Genomic DNA, 21,516 nt, shown 5'->3' on the forward strand with positions numbered 1-21,516 from the left:
CCTTTATTAAGGAGGGAGAAAAGCCCCTCTTAAAAAATCTAAAATGAGGCTTTTCTTGCACAAAAGTTAAAGCAGTACTTTAACTTCTGTTCAGGATTTGGGGAGATTTTAAAATTAAACCGCTGTACGCTCTTCAATTCCGTTATCCGTCGCGACAATTGCGATATCTGCTTTGTTGATCGCAAAGATACCGTTACACACCACGCCCGGAATATCGTTTAAGGTTTTTTCCAGTTCAAGCGCATTCAGAATATTGAGGTTATATACATCTAAAATCACGTTACCGTTGTCAGTGACCACACCTTCACGATAAGCAGGATCGCCACCTAAAGATACAATTTTACGCGCAACAGCAGAACGCGCCATTGGAATCACTTCTACCGGAAGCGGGAACTCACGCCCTAATTGTCCAACCCATTTAGAATCATCCACGATACACACAAATTTTTTTGCAATAGAGGCAACAATCTTTTCACGTGTCAGCGCTGCACCGCCACCTTTGATCATATGCATATGACGATCAATTTCATCTGCACCATCAACATAAGCATCCAGACCACTGACAGAGTTCATATCTACCACTTCAATGCCGAGTTTTTTCAAGCGTTGTGCAGTTGCTTCTGAACTGGCTACCGCAGCTTCCAATTGCAGCTCAGGCAATAAGTCAATTAAAAAGTTTACAGTACTGCCTGTACCTACGCCTAAAATGCCCCCTTTTGGCAAGTGTTTTAAAGCGGCTTTGGCTGCTGCTTGTTTTTTCTCATCTTGGGTTGCATATAGACTCATGGCTTCACTCAACTATTTTGGACTTTTGCAGCTTTTTTAAACCGCAAAGCCGTGTGGTTTGTTACAATAAGCCCCTATTTTAAACTGTTAGATGGAAAATTAACATGCTGTCTCGTTTGGTTCGACAAATTTTACAAGCAACGGTCTACGATGTTGCAATCGAAACTCCACTCGAAGCAGCGCCACGAATTAGCGAACGACTCAATAATAACATCCGCTTTAAACGTGAAGATTTACAACCGGTTTTTTCATTCAAACTACGCGGTGCCTATAACCGTATTAGTCAACTACCGAAATCACAAATGGAACGTGGCGTTATTACTGCTTCAGCGGGCAACCATGCACAGGGCGTGGCACTCTCAGGGAAAAAGCTGGGTATTCGCGCGATTATTGTGATGCCTAAAACCACACCTGATATCAAGGTACAGGCGGTTAAACGTCTGGGTGGCGAAGTGGTTTTGCATGGTGATTCATTTGATGTTGCCAATAAATATGCGATTCAACGTGCCCAGGAAGATGGGATGACTTTCATTCCGCCTTATGATGATGAACTGGTGATTGCTGGCCAAGGCACCATTGCCAATGAAATTCTGCGTCAGTGGCGCGACGTCGATTATGTCTTCGTTGCAGTAGGCGGCGGCGGCCTGATCGCAGGTGTTGCAGCATATTTAGGTGATGTCGCACCACATGTGAAAGTCATTCCCGTGGAATACGACGAATCTGCCTGTTTAAAAGCTGCTTTAGAAGCCAATGAGCGTGTGATTCTTCCATCTGTAGGTTTATTTGCTGATGGTACAGCTGTAGCCCAAATTGGTGAAAAACCATTTGATGTGATTCGTCTGCAAAAGTCGGACAATTCAGGCCCGATCGTTGAACCGAATGTGGTGCTGGTGAATACGGATGAAGTCTGTGCAGCGATTAAAGACACTTATGACGAATGCCGTAGCATTGTCGAACCATCTGGTGCAATGGCACTGGCCGGCATCAAAAAGTACGTGGCTGAACATGGTATTGAAGGGAAAAACATGGTGTCGATTGTCTGCGGCGCCAACATGAACTTCGACCGTTTACGTTATATCGCTGAACGTACCGAATTGGGTGAACGAAAAGAAGCAATCTTTGCCGTGACCATTCCAGAACAGAAAGGTTCATTCCTGAGCTTCTGCCGTGCCTTGCAAGGTCGTAATATTACTGAATTTAACTACCGTGCCAGCGATGCTTCTGCGGCACAGGTCTTTGTCGGTATTAGTCTAAAAAATGGCGAGAAAGAACGTCAAGAAATTTATGAAACCTTAAAGTTCCAGTATGACGTTGATGATCTGTCTGATGACGAAGTGGCCAAACTGCATATCCGTTACCTGATCGGTGGTCATGCCGATATTGAAAATGAACGCCTGTTCCGAGTGGAATTCCCGGAGCGTCCTGGCGCTTTACTGATGTTCCTGGAGCGTCTGGGCCCGACCCATAACATTACCCTGTTCCACTACCGTAACCACGGCGCTGCTGAAGGACGTGTTCTGGTGGGTCTTGAAGCGACCGATGCACAACAAAATCCGGACGGTTTGATCGAAACTCTCGAAACCATTACCTATCCATATCAGGAAATTACCAATAATCTGGGTTATCAACGTTTCTTGAAGTAATTCTTTCAAACATAAACCGCCTTTCGAGGCGGTTTTTTTAGGATGATATTCTAGGCAGATTTAAAAATGTATCATGAATGAAAACACCAATTATCCATTAATTTCCAATCTTGTTAAAATTAAAAATAATTACAAAAACAGAACCTTAAGATATGAATATCACTTTTATTATTATTTTGCTCACCACTTTATTTGTCTATTTATACGGCTATCCAGCATACAAATTAAATCAAGAAGAAGATCGTGTTCGAACAAGTATGAAAAATATTCCCAGTAATGCAACCGCAAATAACCTCAGCAACATCGCTGGTATAGAGGCACATTCAGAAATACTCAACCAGTATCCCAAATTTGTTTATATTTTTCTAAATCATTATAAAGAAGTGAAATTAGATCCTAAAATTTCAGCTTTTGTAAAAAGCTTTTCTTGTGCCTCAATCGATAATTTAAAAACTTATCCTCAACTCAAACGCCAAGCCACACTCAATATCATGAAGGATGATCATCATGAATTCGAATACATCATCCAAAACAGCTATGGAACCTTATATGCACATCGTCAGGTTATGTCTGACTGTCCAAATTTTCAATCTGTACTTCAGATGAAAGAAGCGTAAATACTTCAAAGATCTGTACTATTTTTACCTAAAAACTATAGCTGAAGAATCGCCTTCTCATTACCATAGCGGATATAACGAATGACATAAAGATAACGAAGGACAATCCATGGCATTATTTGCAGTCATCGGGCTTGGCAGTTTCGGTGCGACCGTGGCCACACAGCTCATCAGCCTGAAGCATGAAGTGATCGGAATCGATCTGAATAAAAAATATGTCGAAAACATTTCTGATCAGCTGACCCATGCCGTGATTGCCGATGCAACCGATGAACATGTACTCGATGAGCTGAACATTCAGCGCTGTGATGCCGTTGTCGTTGCGATTGGAGAGGATATTGAGGCCAGTATTCTATGTGTATTGCACTTAAAAAATATGGGCGTAAAGAAAATCTGGGTGAAGGCCAAATCCAAATCCCACCACATGATTCTGACCCATCTCAATGTTGAAAAAATCATTCATCCTGAAGAAGATATGGGCGTTCGGGTGGCCCAGTCATTAAGCTATCCGATGGTCAGTCGTTATATGGCGCTTGAGGATGATCATTATATTGTCAAAATTGAAATTCATGCAGATCATCATGGTACGCCACTGAATCAGTTGATGAAGCATGCTCCTGAAATCACTACCTTATTACATAAACGCGGATCTACATTGCAATATCACGTAGATGCCAATCAGATTCTTCAGGAAGGCGATATTTTACTGGTTGAAGGATTGCTGGAACCTTTGCGCCGTCTTGCTAAATATTTTAAACATCTATGAAAAGTTCTGATTTAAAGCAACACAGGACGATTAACCTCAGTCCTCCAAGCTTACTGGCTTTGGGTTTTCTTGGATTAATTCTGATCGGTTCGCTGCTGCTGATGCTGCCTATTGCCCATCATGGAGAAATCAGCTGGCTGGAAGCCATTTTTACAGCAACTTCTGCTGTGACCATTACCGGGCTATCGGTGGTGAATGTCGGTGAAGCCTATACCGTATTTGGTCAAATCGTGATTATGTTTTTGTTACAATGCGGCGGCTTGGGTTTTATGACCTTTGCCATTCTGGCAGTGATGAGTCTGGCACCGCAACTGGGGCTAAAACAACAAGTCATGGCACAGGAGTCCATTGGACAAACTAGCCTGAAAAAAGTCAGTTTTACCATTAAAGCCGTGTTTTTATATTCTCTATTCTTTGAAGCAATCGGTACGCTGATTCTGACTTTGGCTTGGCTCAAAGAATATCAGTTTAGCGATGCACTATTTTATGCAGCTTTTTATAGCGTCTCCGCTTTTAATAATGGTGGATTTTCACTATTTCCAAATAGCTTGATGAGCTTTTCAGGACAGTATCTGATTACCTTTACCATCAGTATGCTGTATATCATTGGCGGTATCGGTTTTCTGGTGCTGATGGACGTCAAAGAACATAAGCGCTGGCGTAAGTTGAGTACCAACAGCAAGCTAATCCTCTCAACGATTCTGGGGCTCAATCTGAGTGCGTTTATTGTACTATGGCTACTCGAAGCCTCTAATCCGCAAACTCTGGGCCTGATGAGTCTAAGCGATCAAGCCGTAAATGCCTGGTTCCATGCCACCGTTCCCCGCTCTTCAGGTTTTCATAGCTTGCCAATGGAACAAATGAGTGATGCATCCACTCTAGTTACCATATTTCTAATGTTTATTGGTGGAGGTTCCTTAAGTACAGCGGGCGGCATCAAAGTCGGAACGTTTATTATTGTGGTCATCAGCGTAATCAGTTTTTTAAGACGCGAAGATGAGATCCGGCTGTTTAATCACTCTATTCCTGAAAAAACTACGTTTAAAGCATTAGCCGTGGTGTGTATTACTGCAGCGCTGATCATGATGGGTTTTATGAGCTTATTAATCCTGGAACCTGAGCAGGATTTTCTGGATCTGTTGTTTGAAGCCGTGTCTGCAGCTTGTACCGTCGGTTTGTCCCGAGGGGTAACAGAGGAACTACAACCTGCCAGTTTGATTATTCTAATGCTGTTAATGTTCGCAGGGCGTCTAGGGCCACTGACGCTTGCTTATTTTATTGCGACTCCGAGAAAGAGTCGTCTCAAACATCCGCCTTCAGAAATCCAGATTGGCTAATCTATCTATAAAAAAACCATGCAGCGGCATGGTTTTTTATTTTCATTCCAAGATGTTTAAAGTTGGAATCCTAGAACCAGTTCATCAAGGAAACACCTAAACCGACATACGTGGCACGGTGATTATAATCAATCAGACTTTCTCCGTAGCCATCAAATAGCTGGAATTGGCCACGCAAACGCCCACTGATCGGGAATGACCAATCGAACTGTACGGCTCCACGATTTTCATCTCCACCTTTTAAGGTATGTCGCAGCATTAATGAAAAATCATGCTCCTTATAACGATAAAATGCGGTCATGTCTCCACGGCCGATATAGTTTTTGATTTCTGGATTGTTATCATCTTCTCGCTTCTCTTCAAAGCGATACCAAGGACGAACCATCAAGGCAAAATTGTCTTTTTCAAAACCGAGATTCAGCATCACCCGGTTCCAGCTACGTGATAACGGATCAGAACGGCCATTGGACTGATGATTAATGGTCAATCCCAACATACGCCAGTTAAGACCTAAAAGATCATAGTTGGTACGGAAGATTAAACTGGCTTCGGGTTCATAGTTGGTTTCACGAAACGGACGTGATTCTTCCGAGTTATACACCTGCCAACGTGAAGATTGGGTATAACCAAGCCAGAGATCGCCATTATCTCCCAAGATATTTTCAACCGCCTTGGTCTTTAAAGACAACTGAAACTTTGCTTCGGTTGAGGTAAGATTTTGGTCTTCCTTCACTGTGTTTTCTGGATTTTCACTTTGAGGGAATTCATTTTTCTTTGATGTCCAGAAACCTGGCATCAAATACACTGGCTGATAAGAACGAATGTTCCAGGTGCCTAATTTACTTTCTGGAGAGAGTTCCCAGCGGCTATCCAGCAAAGACAGATTCGGCGTCAGTTTTGATCCTTCAGAAGCATAAATATTGGAAACGGTTTGACCAATTTTCGCTTTTAAATTATCGGGTTCAGGCGCAATTTCTGCTGCTGCACGACGTTCAGAAACGATTGCAGGCTTCTCAGTGACCGGAATTTTAAATAAAGTATCATAACAGGCCAGACGCTCTGCACTAATTTCCAGTGCAGCACAGGCTTCAGCCGTTGCCGGCGTGGGACTGTTGACTACTGTTTCTTCCGCATTCACTTGCGTCCCAACTGCACAGCCCAGCAAAACGCTCAGCTGTAGAGTTGAGCGCTTAAACGAATTAAGCGCCATCCATTATCCTCTTTTTTTTATTTATAGAACTTGTTGAATTACAAAACCAAGCTGTTCCAGCATTTCACGTTTTGCCACTGGCGCTACAATGGCTTTCGTCGCCTGCTGCTCGACCAGATAGGTCTGTGCAACACGCTGCAAATCATCCAGTGTGACATTCAATAAACGTTCACGTAATTTTTTACGGAACGCTGGCGTACGTTGATGCAAGTAAGAATAACATGCAGTAATGGCTTCGCCTGCCGGTGAACCCGGTTTATCCATGCTGGCAATCAGACCCAGAATGGCTTCTTCCAACTGGTGTGGCTGTTGTGGTGCATTAAGTAACCACTGAATACTCGCATCAAAATCCTGGAAAGTTTCTGCCAGACGTGGGTCACGATAGCTGTAGAAACGGAATGAACAGGCATTCCCGTCATAGCTGGCACCACCACCATAGGCACCGCCTTTTTCACGGATGGCACTGTGCAGGAAGCCATTACGCAAATAACCCGCCAGTACCATCAATGCAGCAGCATCAGGATGTGAAACTTCAACAGCTGGATAAGCAGCCGCACAGAACTGGACATTGGCTTGAATCAACCAGGCTTCGTGCTGGTCATGGGTTACTTTTTCGACTTGAGTTAATGAAACTGGTGCAGAATCAACTTCAAGTTTATCCCAGACATTCTGAATTTCTTCGATCAGATGCACAGACTGCGGCTCTTCACAGACTAACAGGAACTGCTTCGGCGCTTGCAACAAAACACGATGAATTCGTTTTAACTCGTCAATCAGAAGATCATATTCAGCCGGATCTTTTTCGATCTTAGATACCAGTTCGATCAGCCAGTTCAATGCACCCAAACCGGTATTGTGATAATCACGCAAAGCCAATGCACTATGCTGGCGTGAAGCCGTTTGCATTGCATAGCTATGTCCAGAACCGGAAATACGTGACTGCCAGCGCGTTTTACGCTGTTGTAACAGCTCGATAATACGGTCTTTTTCATCAAAACGAAGCTGTTCAAAACCAATCTTTAACAGACGGATCGCATCGAGATGATTCACCAAAGATTTGGTCGTTAGCGTCAACCAGGCAGTAATCTTGTTTTTGTCATCGACTTTAGAACGCAAAGATGCGCCCATACCCAGACCGCCACTTACCGCTGTTTGCAGTTGCTGGAACTCAAGATAATCATATTCACCCGCACCCACCTCACCCATCAGGATTGAAAGCAGGTTAAAGTAAGGCGACTGCACCACTTCATCCGGAATATTAACCAGAACCTGTTGGTAATAAATACCATTAGTACCGGCATGATACAGGTTCAACGGCGTATCAACACGGTTACAGATAATCTCGCGTAACTGACCTTGCACAATCTGTAATTCCGCAGGAACATCTTCCAGACCGACTTTCGGCAATAAGTTCAAGTCATCCGGCGTGTCCTGACGAATATTCAATGCTTCAGTCTGGGCAATAATTTCCGCTTTCTGCTCTTCAGTTAAATTCTTGCCAATTTCAGTCAGACGCGCTTTTTCATCAGCCGCTTCTTTGGCAGATTTGGTCGCATCCGGAACCAGCGTCAGTTGGACACGATGTGGATTATCCAGCAAATGCTCTTTGATCAGATTGGATAACCACATTGGATCTTGCAGTTCTTCTTTGACTGCAGCAATGGCAGAGTCCACATCCCAAACTTCGACCGGATCACGATGATGAATCGCGCTGCCCAGACCGCTCAGAATCAGGCTTAAACCATACGGCGTACCATCACCATTGATTTCACGCTGATGCAATTCGATTTGATGCAGGATCGCATCGACCATGTTCTGATCAACCGGTTTAGAGGCAACTTCTTCCAGAACCTTAAACACACCATTTTTAAATTCTTCTGCATGTTCAGGATTTGAACCCTGCACCGCACAGTAGAAAGTCATTTCAAAGTTAGAATCATCCACGCCCATGAATGGACCTGTTGCATCTGCATAACCACAAGTTTCCAAATAATGACGCAGTGGTGATGCTGAATCTTCTAACAAGATACCTTCAACTAAACGCATACCTAAACGCAGTTTAATGTCACTGGCTTCTGGCAATAACCATGACAGCACATGATAGGTCTTGTCCTGCAGGTCTTCAGCATCAACAGCATAGCTGTCTGTCACCGTCAATGGTGCAGTCAAACGGGTTTCAGGTGTTGGATACAGCGTCTGACCTTTTTCAAATTTGGACAATGCCAGATTTTCAAACTGCTCTTGCAGTTCGAATGCTGTTTTATTGCCAAAGGTCATGAAGACTGCATTACTTGGATGGTAATGTGACTTATAGAAATCAACTAACTCCTGGTAAGTCAGATCAGGAATATCTTTAGGATCCCCACCAGAATTATAATGATAGATGGTATGCGGATATAAATGATGCGCCAGCGTGTGATACAGCTGGTCTGAAGGCGAACTCATCGCACCTTTCATTTCATTAAAAACTACGCCTTTATAGACAGGCTCGCCATTTTCCAGCTCAATGCGAATGCCTTCCTGGGCAAAATCCAATGGATTCAGGTTCGCAGCAAATGCTGCATCCATATACACTTCGAGCAGGTTCTGGAAATCTTTACTATTTTGGGTCGCAAATGGATACGCAGTCCAGTCAGCCGCAGTAAAGGCATTCATGAAAGTATTCAGTGAACGGCGAATCATCAGGAAGAATGGATCACGCACCGGGAATTTTTCTGAACCACACAGCGCAGTATGTTCCAGAATATGTGCTTCGCCTTTAGAATCCATCGGCTGGGTACGAAACGCCACCAGAAAGACATTTTCGTCGTGATTGGTCGCCAGATGATAATGTGTGGCGCCAGTCACTTTATGTTTATATTCAGACACGAAAATGTCTAAAGCTTCAACATGTTGTTGACGTACCAACTGAAACGCAGGATGTACAGTTTGAGAAATGGTTTCAGTGACATCTACAGTCATGCGATCTCCTAATGCTTTAATTAAAATAACTAAGCGCATTATAGCTTTAGTTATCTAAATTATTCACGTTGAAAACCGAGGATTTTGATCGAATTAAGTAAACTTGATCATTTGAAAATTAAATCATCAAATTTACTTCCTGCATCTAGATAAGTATTTACAAGCTTAAGAAATCAGGTATTTAAAATAGTTATAGCTTGGATTATTTTCTACAAATACATAATTCTGCTTTTGATAAAAACTGGCGGCCAGTCGGGTATCTGTTTGTAAGCATAAAGCCGAATAATGCGGACGTGCCAATTGCTCTAGGTAAGCCAAAAGCTGTTTGCCTACGCCATGCTGACGATATTTCGGATGCACATAAAAACGGCGTACACGACCAATGCGGTCTTCAATGCCGTTATCTCCCCATTGCTGGTTTAAGCCACCACAGCCAACCAGTTTCTTGCCATCATGCGCCACCACCAAATATTCATTGGCGTGGCTAAAGCAGTTTTTCCCGGTGCGATATTCTTCTATTAACTTATCTACCAAATTATAGCCTTCTTTACGTGCCAGAGTTGCCAGTGTTTCGATCTGATCCGGGAGTTGTTCGGCTGTTACAATTTTAATATTCATATACGCACACTATTTGAAATTGTTGTGAAGAATGACTGTTGCCAAGCGACTTAAAGTATCATGCCAGGAGCGATATCTCTTTATAAATAAAATGTGATCCTTAAATCAATGCTGCAGCACACCAGTGCACAAAAATAAGTCAGTTTTTAGACCAAAGATAGCTGCTGAACAAAATACAGCATTTTTGAAAAATATTTGAAAATGATTCAGCAAACTACAGCAATCCCAAGCAATCGTGTAAACTTAGGACTTTCATTTTTAATGTGATATTTGAACATGGCAACTGTTGATCTTTTTGCGATTGGTAATGCGCTGATTGACCAAGAATTTAAAGTTTCTGATGACTTTTTAACTGCACATCACTTGCAAAAAGGCACCATGCAACTTGCAGATGGTGAGACTCAGGCCACTCTTTATCAAAATCTTCAAGCGACTCAAGTGTATAAGGGTCAGGCTTCAGGCGGTTCAGCAGCCAACACTACCGTGGCATTTTCTGCGCTCGGTGGTTCTGCATTTTATGGCTGTCGTGTCGGAAATGACGAACTGGGGCACATCTACCTGAAGGGTTTGAATGATGCAGGTATTAAGACCACCACCCAATCGATCAGTGAAGGCGTAACAGGGACATGTATGGTTCTGGTCAGCCCTGATTCTGAACGTACCATGCATACCTATCTGGGTATTACGGCCGAACTGACTGATCAACAAATTGATTTCAGCGCACTAAATAGCGCGAAATGGCTATATCTCGAAGGTTATTTATCAACTTCTGACACAGCACGTCATGCGGTACAACAAGCACGTGATATTGCCCGTGCCAATGGCGTTAAAATTGCCCTAACTTTATCTGATCCTGCCATGGTGCAATACGCGCGTGCCGGTTTGGATGAAATGATTGCAGATGGTGTAGACTTGCTGTTATGTAACCAGCAAGAAGCGCTGATGTATACAGAAACAGATAATCTTGAGGCAGCCCTGCTTAAATTAAAAACAATCAGTCAGCACGTTGTCATTACATTGTCAGCTGAAGGCGCACTGATTTCGGATTATCAAAATACATTTACTGTTCCTGGCCGTAAAGTGCCTGCAGTAGATGCCAACGGTGCCGGTGATGCTTTTGCCGGGGCTTTCCTGTACGGATTGAATGCTAATTTGGGTCTTCAAGCTGCGGCTGAACTGGCGATTCTCATTTCGAGCCAGGTGGTTTCACAATTTGGTCCACGCCTGGCAGTTGAAGACTATGCGGCATTATTACAAGACTTTCAAAAGGAATGTGCTTAATGTTTAAAATTTGCATGACCGAAGACGTTCCAGAACGCGAAGCACGCTCTTTTGAGCTTCCCGATGGAGATAATATCTTTATCACACAGCGTGACGGTGCCTTCTATGCCTATCAAAACTTGTGTCCGCATTTGCAGGTCGAACTGGAATTTCTGGAAAACCAGTTTCTGGATCGCGATCAGGAATTTATTGAATGCTCCACGCATGGCGCCTTGTTTCTGGTAGAAAGCGGTGAATGCATTTCTGGGCCTTGCCAAGGTCAAGCACTTGAAAAAGTAGAGATTACCGTGCATTCTGATGGTGGAATTTACCTCTCAGAATAAGACTAAAACGGACTTCACCATGCCTGCATTTTTTCTAGACTATAACCTGATGCCTTTTCATCTGAGTTTATTGGCGATTATTCTGTTCGGTGTGGTGAAAACCATTGGTTTCTATTTTGGACTCAGACCCAGCAAGTTTCTGCAAAAAATTTCACCTTATGACTTTCAGCAGATGGATCTACTAAACGTCAAATTCTCCAAAACCTTGATTGTGTTTTTCTTCCTGATGAATTTTAGTTTTGCCGGCTATGTTTTACAGTTCCTGATCTATTCTCAGGAATTTAAATTTCTGCCTGCTTATTACCTGATTATTCCGGCTTTAATCATTGCGACTTTTTTTACTATTTTTATGATTCACTGTCTGGATCAGGTCATTCCACCTAAATATAAAAAGAACAATGTCAATTTACTTGGCCGTTTGGCGACAATTTCCAGTGGCAATGCCCGACCCGGTTTTTCTGCTCAAGCGCGGGTGCGAGATGAGTATGGGCAACTACATTATGTACAGGTAGAACCTGAGTTTGGTGAACTCGGTTTTCAGTCGCAGATTATCCTGATTCGCATGAGAAAATCTCATTATGTTGCCAAGAAAATTTGTAAATCTAATCAGCTGTTCAGCATGAATCTAGATTAAATTCTAAATCATTTGATAGTTATTAAAAAATCCCGACAGATATCGGGATTTTTTAATGTCTATATTTATTTTTTAAGAAGTCCTGAAACCATATTCAATACATTTTGAATATCATTATTGGCTTCCTGCTTGCTGGTTTGCTCACCTTGTGGAGTAAGCGAATCAATAATCTGCGGCAAGACCTGTGAAATCGCACTATACACATCCTGCTTCGGTGCATGGGTTTGTTGTGCAACTGCTTCAACTTCCTGATCATCAAACAGGTTTTGCACCTGCTGCGGATCGACATTGGCATTTTCACCGGGGCCGGTCGACACCCAATCATCGACCTGGCTATTGAGCCCCTGTCCTTTTAGCTTGTCCAACGCACCCTGTAAACCGCCCTGTTTTTGAATCCAGGCCAGCACTAAAGGCAGTACTGCAATCAATAAGGTTTTACCAGTAGAACCACCCAATCCTGAACGAGGCTGAGCAGTACCTTGAGTACCACTACCACCGAACTGACTTAGTACTGAACCTAAAATTGCCCCCAGACCATTTTGTCGGTTCTGCTGACCGGTTTGATTCTGCTGGTTTTGAGGATTTTGATTTTGCTGAGGATTTGACTGGTTTAAATGCCCTAGCACAGACCCCAGGATATCTGCCAAGCCACCTTGTTGTGAGGACTTTTGCTGCGACTGCCCGCCACCCAATGCCTGCTTTGCTAATATTTCCACAATACTACTCAGGTTTGTCATGTCCTATATCCTATGTGCATCTTAATTACAGAATACGGCCTGCCCTCATATTGTCTAGGCAAGATTGTGTTAATATTTGCAATCTTGGTTAAGCAGGTTTTCGGCTTACCAGCGAAATTTATCCCAGTTTTCCGGATTAGCCCAAAATTTGGAGTTAAACCAGTCTGGCACGTGCTTATAGGTTAAAATATTAAACTGCCACAGCGCAAAATCGGCCTTATGTGTGGTCTTGTCAATCAGCTGGGTAAATCCTAAAGCTCTCAATAACTTTTCATTTTGCAGCCGGCTGATCACCACTAGCCGTTTGGCAAACAAATCACGTAATTTCACCAGAATTTGACTCATGATCTGTTCAGACAAATGTTCTGTTTCTGCAGTATCCAGCATCACTACAGCCAAGTCATAACGTTGCTGAAAAGGCAGATTTAAAAAGTCAGATACGCTAAAATAGGACCATTGAATAGCTGGCTGAAACTGGACTTGGCTCAAGTCCTGCCCAATACAAATAGCAGTATGAATTGGCTGTTCCTGTGCGAAATCGTCTAGCATTGAAGTAATGACATTCTGCTCAGCCATAACTGCATCCTTATGATTTAAGTGAGTAATTTTTATGGAACTTCAGGGCATTTGTCATAAAATGCACGTCGGCCTCAAGGACCTTAGTGTAACTGATCAACAGATACAGCGGGCAAATGTTGAATATAAATTAATTTTAGATCGTGCAGAAATTGATCTTCCGTTTAATTTAGGCCAAGAAATCGAGATTGAATGGACCGGTAATATTTACTGCGTGTCTTGTGGCAACAAAACTTCCAAATCATTTTCGCAAGGTCACTGTTTTAAATGTTTTAAAACCAATGCTTCATGTGATATGTGCATCATGAAGCCAGAGACATGCCATTATCATTTAGGCACTTGCCGCGAAGATGAGTTTGCACAGAATGTCTGCTTTCAGCCACATATTGTCTATTTGGCCAATTCTAGTGCTTTAAAGGTCGGAATTACCCGTACCAGCCAAATGCCGACTCGCTGGCTTGATCAGGGTGCGACCCAAGCCCTGCCGATTATGAAAGTTGGCTCACGTCGTCTTTCCGGAAAACTCGAATTCATGTTTAGTACTCAGGTTGCTGATAAAACTGATTGGCGCAAGCTACTCAAAGGTGAAGCAGAACCCCTCAATCTGATTGAAGTGCGTGAACAACTGTTAGAAGAATTTGCGCCTAAAATTCAAAGCATTCGTGAAGAATTTAATCAGAATCTAGAATTTAATGAAAATATTGAAGTACTGGACCAAGAATTGGCACGCGAATTTATTTATCCGGTAGAACAATATCCAGAAAAGATTAAATCGCATAATCTTGATAAAACTCCCTTAATTCGTGGCAAGTTACAAGGCATCAAGGGGCAGTACTTAATTCTGGATACTGGCGTAATTAATATGCGCAAATATACTGGTTATGAACTGATTATTCGTGCTTAATCCATTATTTGCTTAGAGCATAAAAAAACCAGCCCGCAGGCTGGTTTTTTATACAACAATTTTATTTGATTTTTGCCTGAGATTTCAAGTAACGCGTATAGTCATCAAATTCTTGCTGACCACGAAGTTGTTGATATAACTTCATCAACTCACTGCGTTGTTCTACACTCAATACATCCACCGGATTTTTCTTTACTTCTGATACCGCAACCACAACCAGCTCATTTGGCATTTTCGCTGTCGTCACTGACCAATGGCCTGCTTTTGGTGTCGGAAGACTAAAAGCCGCACGCTGTACATCACGTTTTAGTAAACCTTCAGCACGTGTGTAAACACCAGCATCTTCAAAGATCAAATCACCTTTCGCCACTGCTGCAACCGGTTTGGTTTTGAACTCATCCAAAGCTTTCTGAATTTTTGCTTTTGCCAAAGCAGCTGCTTTGTCTTCAATCAGCTGAGCCTTAACACGCGGTTTTGCTTCTGCCAGTGTTTGTTCGCCGGCTGCATGATAATTACGCACCTTTATCCAGGCTACATCACCATTGGCTAACTGAATGCTTGATGAAGCATTACGATCACCATTTTTAACATCGTCATTAAACAATTTGACTTTGAGGTTAGCATCGCTCAGCACAGGATCACGGGTCGAAAGTGTTACACCTTGGGCTTTCTGGACTTGTACACCTTTAACTTCCTGTGTAACGACATCCAGAGAATCACTTCCTACCACCATATCATTTAGCGTATTGACCGTATCAGAGAATACATTGGATTTTTTAGCAGCCAAGGCTTCTTCAGACAAACGTGCTTTTTGTGATTCAAAAGAAGGAACTGCAACATCTGGCGTTTGCACAGAAATGATGTGGTAACCATAATCTGTTTTCACTGGTGCAGACACCTGACCCGATTTTAAAGAACTAACCGTCTGATCAAATGCAGTACCAAATACACCTTCTTCATAAACGGCAAGCGCGCCACCTTTAGACTTAGATTCAGGGTCTTCAGAATATTGTGCTGCTGCCTGAGCAAAAGTAGTACCGGCTTTAATTTTGGCTGCAATATCGGTCGCCAGTTTTTTTGCTTCAGCATCACTACGACTGTCCGCCGTAATTAAAATATGCTTCACATCTGGTTTAACTGTCTGTTTTTGTGTTGCAACAAAGGCGGTATAGGCTTCCTGAAGCTCAGCCTCTGTAACCGCTAAACTCTCCACCTGAATATCGCTTGGCTTTAACACCACATAGTCGACATCTACACTGGTCGGCTGTTTAAACAGTGTTTTGTGCTTTTCATAATAGGCAGCAATGTCTGCATCCGTCACTTTGACATCTTTTTTATAGCTGTCCAGATTAATGCTAGAAATATGAATATGACGTTGTTCAGTTTGTAAATCAGCAATCTGCTGCATTTCGACTGAGCTTACCAATGGATAATCCAGAAAAGTCGATGACAGCATCTTCAGCGCATGATCTTTACGTAAACTTTCGATCAAAGCGCGATTAGTCATGCCAATTGATTTTAGATAATTTTCATATAAAGCATTCGAGAACTTTCCATCTTGCTGAAAAGTAGGCTGCTGAGCAATCATCTGTTCAATTTGCTGGTCACTCAGACTGATCCCTAATTCTTCAGCCTGTTGCAGCAATAAAGTACGTGCAACCAGCGTATCCATGGCTTTCTGGTCAATGAAGCTTTGATTCAGTAAAGTTTCATCCCCATTGGCATAACTGAGATATTGTTCTTTAAATGATTTGGTCAGTGACTCTAATTCTTTTTGAGATATTTCAGTCCCGTTCACTGATTTTGCTGCATCAGAGTTTCCACTGCTAAAATATCCTTCAATACCTACAAGTGCTAACGGGGTCAAAAACAGAACGAGCAAGACTTTGCCCAACCAACCCTTAATAACTTTACGAAAAGCTTCCATAAGTATTCCAATATTTTATTTGCAAAGGATTTTAACCGAAAATACCCATTGAATGAATGTGTTAATCATCACAATTAAATTTATCAATAAAAAACGCGCCAAAGAAGGCGCGTTTCGTCGCTGGGTAAGCTTAAGCTACAGCGTCTTTTAAGCCTTTACCTGCTTTGAAGCTAGGTACTTTGCTTGCTTTGATCTCAAGAGTAGCACCAGTTTGTGGATTACGGCCAGTACGTGCAGCGCGTTCTTTCACACCGAAAGTACCAAAACCCACTAAAGTTACTGTATCACCCGATTTTAAAGCTTCAGTAACAGAAGCAATTGTAGCATCTAAAGCTTTACCTGCGTCAGCCTTAGATAATCCCCCTTTTTCTGCAATTGCATCAATTAATTCTGATTTATTCATGAAGATTACGTCCTCTTAATATCGTTTATTTAAGGTTCAAGAATTGGTTTAACATGCCATAACGCCTTTATAGCAATGCTTTAGGTATAAACGCAATACTTAAGAACCTCTTTTTTTTCAAAAAATATGCGAAAAAAACATTGAATAATAAATAAAGTCATTTTATTTAAGTTTTTTCGACAATTCTTCTTTCATTTTTTCTTGTTCCGCAGTCAACTGATCAACCTTGGCATGCAACTGGAGAATTAAACGTTCCAAATACTGTACATCCTTCAGTGTGACTAATCCTATACGATTCAATGAGTGATGAACAGAGTTGTCGATTAATTTTTCCACTTTGTCTTTGGTGTCTGTGACCGACTCTTTGGCTTTTTCCGAAACCTTCTCTACAGTTTGATCGGCAATATCTGCAGTTTTAGATTCAAGTTCTTCCCCGACCTTGACCAGCGAGTCAAACAGTTTATTGCCTTCTTCTTCTGCACGTGAAAATGCCCCGAGTCCAGCCAACCAGATCTGTTTGGTGTATTTACGAAAATCAAGAACCGATTTGCGCTCCGAGGCAGATTTAGACTTGGGTTTCAGCATTTTCTCATTCGAAGCTTCAGCTGAGTCTTGTGCTGTTTTTGACTTGTCCATGTGCACGGCTCCTGTTTGTTTTCTGCGCAATTATTATAAATTATTCTACAAAACCACTGCATAATAGCAAATTTAGTACTTGATAGATTTGATAAACTGTTCTACAAAGCAATTTATTTCAAGTCTAATTTGATTTAACCCTGAAATCTCTTCACAAGCAGGAAGCTTTTTCACTTTATATTTCAGGTAAGGATTGGTTGTATATGAGCGAATCGCAACAAAGTCAAAATCAACCGCATTTGTTGCTTACGATGACGTTAATTGTTTTAGAGACAATATTTACCTTCATTCTCAAGCATGATCGTGTCGTTGCATTACAGGCCAAAAAGTTTGTAGATAAAAACATCTCGATTAAAATCAATAGCTATATTCCGTATTTCGACTTTTATGTGCAATTCACCCCCAATGGACTATTGTTTGACCATAAAGCACCGGGCCGCATTGTCGACCTGGATGTGCGCACTACACTTCCCGATCTGATTAAAATTTTCATTTTTGGCAATCGTCGTAGCATTCGTAGCATGCGTATTGATGGTCATCAGGTTTTAAAAGATGAGTTTCGTGATCTGTTAACCGTATTCAGTTTGCCTAAAGTATTAGCCGACTGGAAACACTGGCTGTCTGATGCGCCGACGGATGAAGCGGAAATTATTGCCTCTAAAAAGCGTATTGCGCCGCTTCTAAAGAAAATTGAAGAGCAGCGTTCCAAGATCAATACCCTGCAAGTGGAAGTCAAACAGTATAAAAACCGCCTGAAACGGATTGAACGCCGTCAAAAGCGCATTAACATCATTTTTGGCTTGAGCAGCGTACTTTTGATTACGTTATTAGTGTATAATTGGCTGAGCATGTAAATCTTTCATTCTCCAAAAATTAAATCCCACTAAGGTCTACTAAAAATAACTTGACTAATTTAGTCGGGATTCATAAAATCTACACATCTAGTCTAACCATGTGTATCGAATCATGCGCCTAACCACTCGCGGTCGCTACGCTGTGACTGCTCTACTTGATCTAGCTTTGCAGCCTTCTGAAAAAACGATAACGCTCGCTGAAATTGCAGCACGTCAAACTATTTCTGTTGCTTATCTTGAGCAGTTATTTGCGAAGCTCAAGCGTCATGGTTTAGTTTCTAGTGTTCGTGGCGCAAATGGTGGTTACCATTTAGCACGTAATGCAGATGAAATTACTGTGTTAGCAATTATTGAAGCTGTAAACGAAACAGTTGATGCGACTCGCTGTGACCATAAAGGCAACTGCCAGAATGGTGCGATGTGCTTGACTCATGATTTATGGCAGGAACTCTCCCATCACATCGCCGATTATTTAGAAAAAATCTCGCTTGCTGATCTGGTTGCACGTGACAACGTCCAGACTGTGTCATTACGCCAAAAATCAGCACCTTTAGATTCAGCCCTTTTATCGGTTACAGGTATTTGACATGAAACGTCCGATTTATCTTGATTATGCAGCTACAACTCCTGTAGATCCTCAGGTTGCTGAACGTATGATGGAATGCTTAACATTCGATGGTACCTTTGGTAATGCGGCATCTCGTTCACACGCGTATGGTTGGCAAGCAGAAGAAAAAGTTGAATATGCACGTGAACAAGTTGCGAATTTAATTAAAGCTGATCCACGTGAAATCGTATGGACTTCGGGTGCGACCGAGTCAGACAACCTTGCGCTTAAAGGTGTAGCTCATTTCTATGCATCTAAAGGTAAACATATCGTTACCTCTAAAATCGAACATAAGGCAGTTTTAGATACCTGTCGTGAGCTTGAGTCTGAAGGTTTTGAAATTACCTATATTGAGCCTCAACCTCAAACCGGTTTAATTACTCCAGAAATGGTACAGGCAGCGATCCGTCCAGATACGATTCTTGTTTCCCTGATGATGGTGAACAATGAAATCGGTACTGTGACTGATGTTGCAGCGATTGGTGAAATCACTCGCGCCAACAAGATTTTCTTCCATGTAGATGCAGCTCAGGCGGCAGGTAAAGTTGAAATTGATCTTTCAACTTTAAAAGTAGACTTGATGAGTTTCTCTGCGCACAAGATCTATGGCCCTAAAGGTATTGGCGCACTGTTTGTACGTCGTAGCCCACGTGTACGCCTTAAAGCTGAAATGCATGGTGGCGGCCACGAACGTGGTATGCGTTCAGGTACCCTTGCGACTCACCAGATTGTAGGTATGGGTGAAGCCTTTGAACTTGCAGGCAAAAACCTGGAAGCTGAACAGACTCGTTTACGTGTACTTCGCGACAAGCTGTGGAATGGTTTACAAGGTCTTGAACAAGTGTTCCTGAACGGCCATCCAACACAAAACGTAGCGAACTACCTGAATATTAGCTTCAACTTCGTTGAAGGCGAATCATTGATGATGGCATTGAAAGATGCTGCGGTATCTTCAGGTTCGGCATGTACATCTGCAACACTTGAACCATCTTATGTACTTCGTGCATTGGGTCTTTCAGACGAACTTGCACACAGTTCGATTCGCTTCAGCTTTGGTAAATACACCACTGAAGAAGATATCGATCACGTATTGACTATCACTAAAGCTGCTGTTGAGAAGTTACGTGAACTTTCTCCGCTTTGGGATATGTATAAGGAAGGTATTGACCTTTCTAAAGTTGAGTGGGCTGAGCACTAATTTTCATGATGAGATAGTGACAAATCCGTTGCTATCTCATTGAGAAAAGTTTTTTTACCCCCATATTTAATACTAAGGCTGACCCCGAGGTTTGGAGAAGCAACATGGCTTATAGCGAAAAAGTAATTGATCATTACGAAAACCCTCGTAATGTTGGCGTTTTAGACAAAAATGCTGAAAACGTTGGTACTGGTATGGTTGGTGCGCCAGCATGTGGTGACGTGATGCGTTTACAGATTCAGGTAAACGATGAAGGCGTGATTGAAGAAGCACGTTTCAAAACTTATGGTTGTGGTTCTGCCATTGCATCAAGTTCACTTGTGACCGAATGGCTCAAAGGTAAAACTTTGGATCAAGCCCAAGCGATCAAGAACATTGATATTGCGACTGAACTTGCACTTCCACCAGTAAAAGTACACTGTTCTGTTCTTGCTGAAGATGCAATCAAAGCAGCTGTAGAAGACTACCGTAGCAAGAAAGTTAAAGCTTAATTGTTCCACGTTTTGAAATTTTAACGGAGTTTTCATGATCCATTTAACTGAAAATGCTGCAACTCATATCAGCAATTATTTAAAAAATCGCGGTAAGGGTGAAGGCATTCGCGTTGGTGTGAAAACTTCAGGCTGTTCTGGTCTGGCCTATGTGCTCGAGTTCGTCGATGAAGTCGATGCACATGACCAAGCCTTTGAACAGTTTGGGGTTAAAGTATTCGTTGACCCGAAAAGTCTGGTTTATCTTGAAGGTATGGAGATGGACTATGTTAAAAACGGCTTGAACGAAGGCTTCGAATTTAACAACCCCAACAAAAAAGGCGAATGCGGTTGTGGTGAATCCTTCACTGTATAAACCCGGCAGTTATTCTCTTTTGACATTAAAACAGTGTGTTTCACACTGTTTTAATTGCATTTATACAGTTATTTTTGCTCATTAATCGCGGATCCCATCTCCCATGAATCATTTTGAGTTGTTCAACCTTCCTGTAGCACTCGATATTGATTTGGCGGCTTTAAAGACTGAATTTTTAAAGTTGCAGCAACAATATCACCCAGATAAAGCTGAAGACAAAGATCAAGCTCTGATTAAATCAAGTGATATCAATCAGGCATTTAAAGCCTTGTCAGCGGTCGATAGCCGTGCAGCGTATTTACTGTCTCTCAAGAAACAGGATTATCACTTAGATCAGTCGATCAGTGATTTTGAATTCTTGCAGGACGCTCTGGAAATTCGTGAACAACTTGACGATGCAACTTCTGCTGAAGATTTAACTTCACTGAAAGTCGAAGTCCAGCAATGGATTGAAGGCTTGGTTCGCGAGTTCAAAATTGATTATGCGGATGAAGACTGGGCCGAAGCACGCGATACAGTGCGCAAACTACGCTTCTTCGTTAAAGTCATGGCCGATATCGACAAAGCGGAAGACCGCTTCCTTGACGATGACAGCTTTGATCTTGATGATGATTTCTAATTTTTAATATTTAACGTGCAAAGGATGTAACAC

At 42.2% G+C, this 21,516-nt stretch carries 23 protein-coding genes; 14 read left to right on the top strand and 9 right to left on the bottom strand.

Features of this window, described 5'->3' with window-relative positions; translation table 11 throughout:
* Nucleotides 1-114 precede the first annotated feature (114 nt).
* Nucleotides 115-786, bottom strand: coding sequence for a ribose-5-phosphate isomerase RpiA (rpiA, locus tag Q9R21_RS00005; RefSeq protein WP_004279784.1), 672 nt, complete (start codon nucleotides 784-786; stop codon nucleotides 115-117).
* A 104-nt stretch (nucleotides 787-890) separates the two neighbouring features.
* Here rpiA and ilvA point away from each other — a divergent pair, with 104 nt between their 5' ends.
* The 4 genes from ilvA (at nucleotide 891) to Q9R21_RS00025 (ending at nucleotide 5,149) form a co-directional block, all read left to right on the top strand.
* Nucleotides 891-2,429, top strand: a complete 1,539-nt coding sequence (ilvA, locus tag Q9R21_RS00010; protein WP_004646781.1) for a threonine ammonia-lyase, biosynthetic — start codon at nucleotides 891-893, stop codon at nucleotides 2,427-2,429.
* A 152-nt stretch (nucleotides 2,430-2,581) separates the two neighbouring features.
* On the top strand, nucleotides 2,582-3,046 hold the full coding sequence (locus Q9R21_RS00015; protein ID WP_243474667.1) for a hypothetical protein: 465 nt from the start codon (nucleotides 2,582-2,584) through the stop codon (nucleotides 3,044-3,046).
* Between the two features lie 109 nt (nucleotides 3,047-3,155).
* A complete protein-coding gene (locus tag Q9R21_RS00020) occupies nucleotides 3,156-3,812 on the top strand; it encodes a TrkA family potassium uptake protein (RefSeq protein ID WP_005246545.1) in 657 nt (218 codons plus the stop codon).
* On the top strand, nucleotides 3,809-5,149 hold the full coding sequence (locus Q9R21_RS00025) for a TrkH family potassium uptake protein (RefSeq protein ID WP_311203445.1): 1,341 nt from the start codon (nucleotides 3,809-3,811) through the stop codon (nucleotides 5,147-5,149). Before Q9R21_RS00020 ends, Q9R21_RS00025 begins: the two co-directional genes overlap by 4 nt.
* Before the next feature lie 70 nt (nucleotides 5,150-5,219).
* On the opposite strand, the gene Q9R21_RS00030 is transcribed toward Q9R21_RS00025, so the two are convergent.
* The 3 genes from Q9R21_RS00030 to Q9R21_RS00040 form a co-directional block, all read right to left on the bottom strand.
* Nucleotides 5,220-6,359 carry a phospholipase A gene (locus tag Q9R21_RS00030; RefSeq protein WP_311203446.1) on the bottom strand — a complete coding sequence of 380 codons (1,140 nt, stop codon included), beginning with the start codon at nucleotides 6,357-6,359 and terminating at the stop codon, nucleotides 5,220-5,222.
* Nucleotides 6,360-6,380: 21 nt separating this feature from the next.
* Nucleotides 6,381-9,320 (bottom strand): insulinase family protein, encoded by a 2,940-nt coding sequence (locus Q9R21_RS00035; RefSeq protein WP_311203447.1) that lies wholly within the window; start codon nucleotides 9,318-9,320, stop codon nucleotides 6,381-6,383.
* 165 nt (nucleotides 9,321-9,485) lie between these two features.
* Nucleotides 9,486-9,938 (bottom strand): GNAT family N-acetyltransferase, encoded by a 453-nt coding sequence (locus Q9R21_RS00040; RefSeq protein ID WP_004646775.1) that lies wholly within the window; start codon nucleotides 9,936-9,938, stop codon nucleotides 9,486-9,488.
* 276 nt (nucleotides 9,939-10,214) lie between these two features.
* Here Q9R21_RS00040 and Q9R21_RS00045 point away from each other — a divergent pair, with 276 nt between their 5' ends.
* From Q9R21_RS00045 to Q9R21_RS00055, 3 genes are read left to right on the top strand one after another with little or no spacing between them, the layout of a single operon-like run.
* Nucleotides 10,215-11,219, top strand: coding sequence for an adenosine kinase (locus Q9R21_RS00045; protein ID WP_004646774.1), 1,005 nt, complete (start codon nucleotides 10,215-10,217; stop codon nucleotides 11,217-11,219).
* Between the two features lie 14 nt (nucleotides 11,220-11,233).
* Nucleotides 11,234-11,542 carry a Rieske (2Fe-2S) protein gene (locus Q9R21_RS00050; protein ID WP_004279797.1) on the top strand — a complete coding sequence of 103 codons (309 nt, stop codon included), beginning with the start codon at nucleotides 11,234-11,236 and terminating at the stop codon, nucleotides 11,540-11,542.
* 19 nt (nucleotides 11,543-11,561) lie between these two features.
* Nucleotides 11,562-12,176: an OB-fold-containig protein gene (locus Q9R21_RS00055; RefSeq protein WP_004279798.1), complete on the top strand. Its 615-nt coding sequence runs from the start codon at nucleotides 11,562-11,564 to the stop codon at nucleotides 12,174-12,176.
* A 65-nt stretch (nucleotides 12,177-12,241) separates the two neighbouring features.
* Here the strand turns inward: Q9R21_RS00055 and Q9R21_RS00060 are convergent, their stop codons facing one another.
* Both Q9R21_RS00060 and Q9R21_RS00065 read right to left on the bottom strand, forming a co-directional pair.
* Nucleotides 12,242-12,913 carry a YidB family protein gene (locus tag Q9R21_RS00060; protein ID WP_311203448.1) on the bottom strand — a complete coding sequence of 224 codons (672 nt, stop codon included), beginning with the start codon at nucleotides 12,911-12,913 and terminating at the stop codon, nucleotides 12,242-12,244.
* Nucleotides 12,914-13,018: 105 nt separating this feature from the next.
* Nucleotides 13,019-13,489: a DUF6231 family protein gene (locus Q9R21_RS00065; protein ID WP_311203449.1), complete on the bottom strand. Its 471-nt coding sequence runs from the start codon at nucleotides 13,487-13,489 to the stop codon at nucleotides 13,019-13,021.
* 34 nt (nucleotides 13,490-13,523) lie between these two features.
* Between Q9R21_RS00065 and Q9R21_RS00070 the strand changes: the two genes are divergently transcribed.
* The gene (locus Q9R21_RS00070) at nucleotides 13,524-14,393 is read left to right on the top strand and encodes a DUF2797 domain-containing protein (protein WP_311203450.1); all 870 of its coding nucleotides are present in this window, start codon (nucleotides 13,524-13,526) and stop codon (nucleotides 14,391-14,393) included.
* 61 nt (nucleotides 14,394-14,454) lie between these two features.
* Here Q9R21_RS00070 and Q9R21_RS00075 read toward each other — a convergent pair whose 3' ends face one another.
* The 3 genes from Q9R21_RS00075 to Q9R21_RS00085 all read right to left on the bottom strand — a co-directional run bounded on the left by Q9R21_RS00075 (nucleotide 14,455) and on the right by Q9R21_RS00085 (nucleotide 17,359).
* Nucleotides 14,455-16,320 (bottom strand): SurA N-terminal domain-containing protein, encoded by a 1,866-nt coding sequence (locus Q9R21_RS00075; protein WP_311203451.1) that lies wholly within the window; start codon nucleotides 16,318-16,320, stop codon nucleotides 14,455-14,457.
* Nucleotides 16,321-16,450: 130 nt separating this feature from the next.
* Nucleotides 16,451-16,723 carry an HU family DNA-binding protein gene (locus Q9R21_RS00080; protein ID WP_004279807.1) on the bottom strand — a complete coding sequence of 91 codons (273 nt, stop codon included), beginning with the start codon at nucleotides 16,721-16,723 and terminating at the stop codon, nucleotides 16,451-16,453.
* 162 nt (nucleotides 16,724-16,885) lie between these two features.
* Nucleotides 16,886-17,359: a phasin family protein gene (locus Q9R21_RS00085; RefSeq protein ID WP_114540741.1), complete on the bottom strand. Its 474-nt coding sequence runs from the start codon at nucleotides 17,357-17,359 to the stop codon at nucleotides 16,886-16,888.
* Nucleotides 17,360-17,562: 203 nt separating this feature from the next.
* Between Q9R21_RS00085 and Q9R21_RS00090 the strand changes: the two genes are divergently transcribed.
* The 6 genes from Q9R21_RS00090 to hscB all read left to right on the top strand — a co-directional run bounded on the left by Q9R21_RS00090 (nucleotide 17,563) and on the right by hscB (nucleotide 21,483).
* A complete protein-coding gene (locus tag Q9R21_RS00090) occupies nucleotides 17,563-18,213 on the top strand; it encodes a hypothetical protein (RefSeq protein WP_219309521.1) in 651 nt (216 codons plus the stop codon).
* Nucleotides 18,214-18,325: 112 nt separating this feature from the next.
* Nucleotides 18,326-18,799 carry an Rrf2 family transcriptional regulator gene (locus Q9R21_RS00095; RefSeq protein ID WP_004279811.1) on the top strand — a complete coding sequence of 158 codons (474 nt, stop codon included), beginning with the start codon at nucleotides 18,326-18,328 and terminating at the stop codon, nucleotides 18,797-18,799.
* Between the two features lies 1 nt (nucleotide 18,800).
* The gene (locus Q9R21_RS00100; protein ID WP_004279813.1) at nucleotides 18,801-20,018 is read left to right on the top strand and encodes an IscS subfamily cysteine desulfurase; all 1,218 of its coding nucleotides are present in this window, start codon (nucleotides 18,801-18,803) and stop codon (nucleotides 20,016-20,018) included.
* Nucleotides 20,019-20,122: 104 nt separating this feature from the next.
* Complete coding sequence (gene iscU / locus Q9R21_RS00105; protein WP_004279815.1) at nucleotides 20,123-20,509, top strand: Fe-S cluster assembly scaffold IscU; 387 nt, start codon at nucleotides 20,123-20,125, stop codon at nucleotides 20,507-20,509.
* 34 nt (nucleotides 20,510-20,543) lie between these two features.
* On the top strand, nucleotides 20,544-20,864 hold the full coding sequence (gene iscA / locus Q9R21_RS00110) for an iron-sulfur cluster assembly protein IscA (protein ID WP_005107159.1): 321 nt from the start codon (nucleotides 20,544-20,546) through the stop codon (nucleotides 20,862-20,864).
* A 103-nt stretch (nucleotides 20,865-20,967) separates the two neighbouring features.
* A complete protein-coding gene (gene hscB, locus Q9R21_RS00115; protein WP_005107161.1) occupies nucleotides 20,968-21,483 on the top strand; it encodes a Fe-S protein assembly co-chaperone HscB in 516 nt (171 codons plus the stop codon).
* Nucleotides 21,484-21,516 lie beyond the last annotated feature (33 nt).

This window comes from Acinetobacter sp. RG5 (genome assembly GCF_031844265.1).
In the GTDB taxonomy this organism is placed as follows: domain Bacteria; phylum Pseudomonadota; class Gammaproteobacteria; order Pseudomonadales; family Moraxellaceae; genus Acinetobacter.

Excerpts from the sequence above, each read along its gene's own strand:
- Q9R21_RS00025 (WP_311203445.1), top strand. The coding sequence starts at position 3,809 with ATGAAAAGTTCTGATTTAAAGCAACACAGGACGATTAACCTCAGTCCT.
- Q9R21_RS00090 (WP_219309521.1), top strand. The coding sequence starts at position 17,563 with ATGAGCGAATCGCAACAAAGTCAAAATCAACCGCATTTGTTGCTTACG.
- Q9R21_RS00030 (WP_311203446.1), bottom strand. The coding sequence starts at position 6,359 with ATGGCGCTTAATTCGTTTAAGCGCTCAACTCTACAGCTGAGCGTTTTG.
- Q9R21_RS00080 (WP_004279807.1), bottom strand. The coding sequence starts at position 16,723 with ATGAATAAATCAGAATTAATTGATGCAATTGCAGAAAAAGGGGGATTA.
- Q9R21_RS00055 (WP_004279798.1), top strand. The coding sequence starts at position 11,562 with ATGCCTGCATTTTTTCTAGACTATAACCTGATGCCTTTTCATCTGAGT.
- Q9R21_RS00095 (WP_004279811.1), top strand. The coding sequence starts at position 18,326 with ATGCGCCTAACCACTCGCGGTCGCTACGCTGTGACTGCTCTACTTGAT.
- Q9R21_RS00075 (WP_311203451.1), bottom strand. The coding sequence starts at position 16,320 with ATGGAAGCTTTTCGTAAAGTTATTAAGGGTTGGTTGGGCAAAGTCTTG.
- Q9R21_RS00070 (WP_311203450.1), top strand. The coding sequence starts at position 13,524 with ATGGAACTTCAGGGCATTTGTCATAAAATGCACGTCGGCCTCAAGGAC.
- Q9R21_RS00060 (WP_311203448.1), bottom strand. The coding sequence starts at position 12,913 with ATGACAAACCTGAGTAGTATTGTGGAAATATTAGCAAAGCAGGCATTG.
- Q9R21_RS00015 (WP_243474667.1), top strand. The coding sequence starts at position 2,582 with ATGAATATCACTTTTATTATTATTTTGCTCACCACTTTATTTGTCTAT.
- Q9R21_RS00100 (WP_004279813.1), top strand. The coding sequence starts at position 18,801 with ATGAAACGTCCGATTTATCTTGATTATGCAGCTACAACTCCTGTAGAT.
- Q9R21_RS00035 (WP_311203447.1), bottom strand. The coding sequence starts at position 9,320 with ATGACTGTAGATGTCACTGAAACCATTTCTCAAACTGTACATCCTGCG.
- Q9R21_RS00050 (WP_004279797.1), top strand. The coding sequence starts at position 11,234 with ATGACCGAAGACGTTCCAGAACGCGAAGCACGCTCTTTTGAGCTTCCC.
- Q9R21_RS00040 (WP_004646775.1), bottom strand. The coding sequence starts at position 9,938 with ATGAATATTAAAATTGTAACAGCCGAACAACTCCCGGATCAGATCGAA.
- hscB (WP_005107161.1), top strand. The coding sequence starts at position 20,968 with ATGAATCATTTTGAGTTGTTCAACCTTCCTGTAGCACTCGATATTGAT.
- iscA (WP_005107159.1), top strand. The coding sequence starts at position 20,544 with ATGATCCATTTAACTGAAAATGCTGCAACTCATATCAGCAATTATTTA.
- Q9R21_RS00020 (WP_005246545.1), top strand. The coding sequence starts at position 3,156 with ATGGCATTATTTGCAGTCATCGGGCTTGGCAGTTTCGGTGCGACCGTG.
- Q9R21_RS00065 (WP_311203449.1), bottom strand. The coding sequence starts at position 13,489 with ATGGCTGAGCAGAATGTCATTACTTCAATGCTAGACGATTTCGCACAG.
- rpiA (WP_004279784.1), bottom strand. The coding sequence starts at position 786 with ATGAGTCTATATGCAACCCAAGATGAGAAAAAACAAGCAGCAGCCAAA.
- Q9R21_RS00045 (WP_004646774.1), top strand. The coding sequence starts at position 10,215 with ATGGCAACTGTTGATCTTTTTGCGATTGGTAATGCGCTGATTGACCAA.
- Q9R21_RS00085 (WP_114540741.1), bottom strand. The coding sequence starts at position 17,359 with ATGGACAAGTCAAAAACAGCACAAGACTCAGCTGAAGCTTCGAATGAG.
- iscU (WP_004279815.1), top strand. The coding sequence starts at position 20,123 with ATGGCTTATAGCGAAAAAGTAATTGATCATTACGAAAACCCTCGTAAT.
- ilvA (WP_004646781.1), top strand. The coding sequence starts at position 891 with ATGCTGTCTCGTTTGGTTCGACAAATTTTACAAGCAACGGTCTACGAT.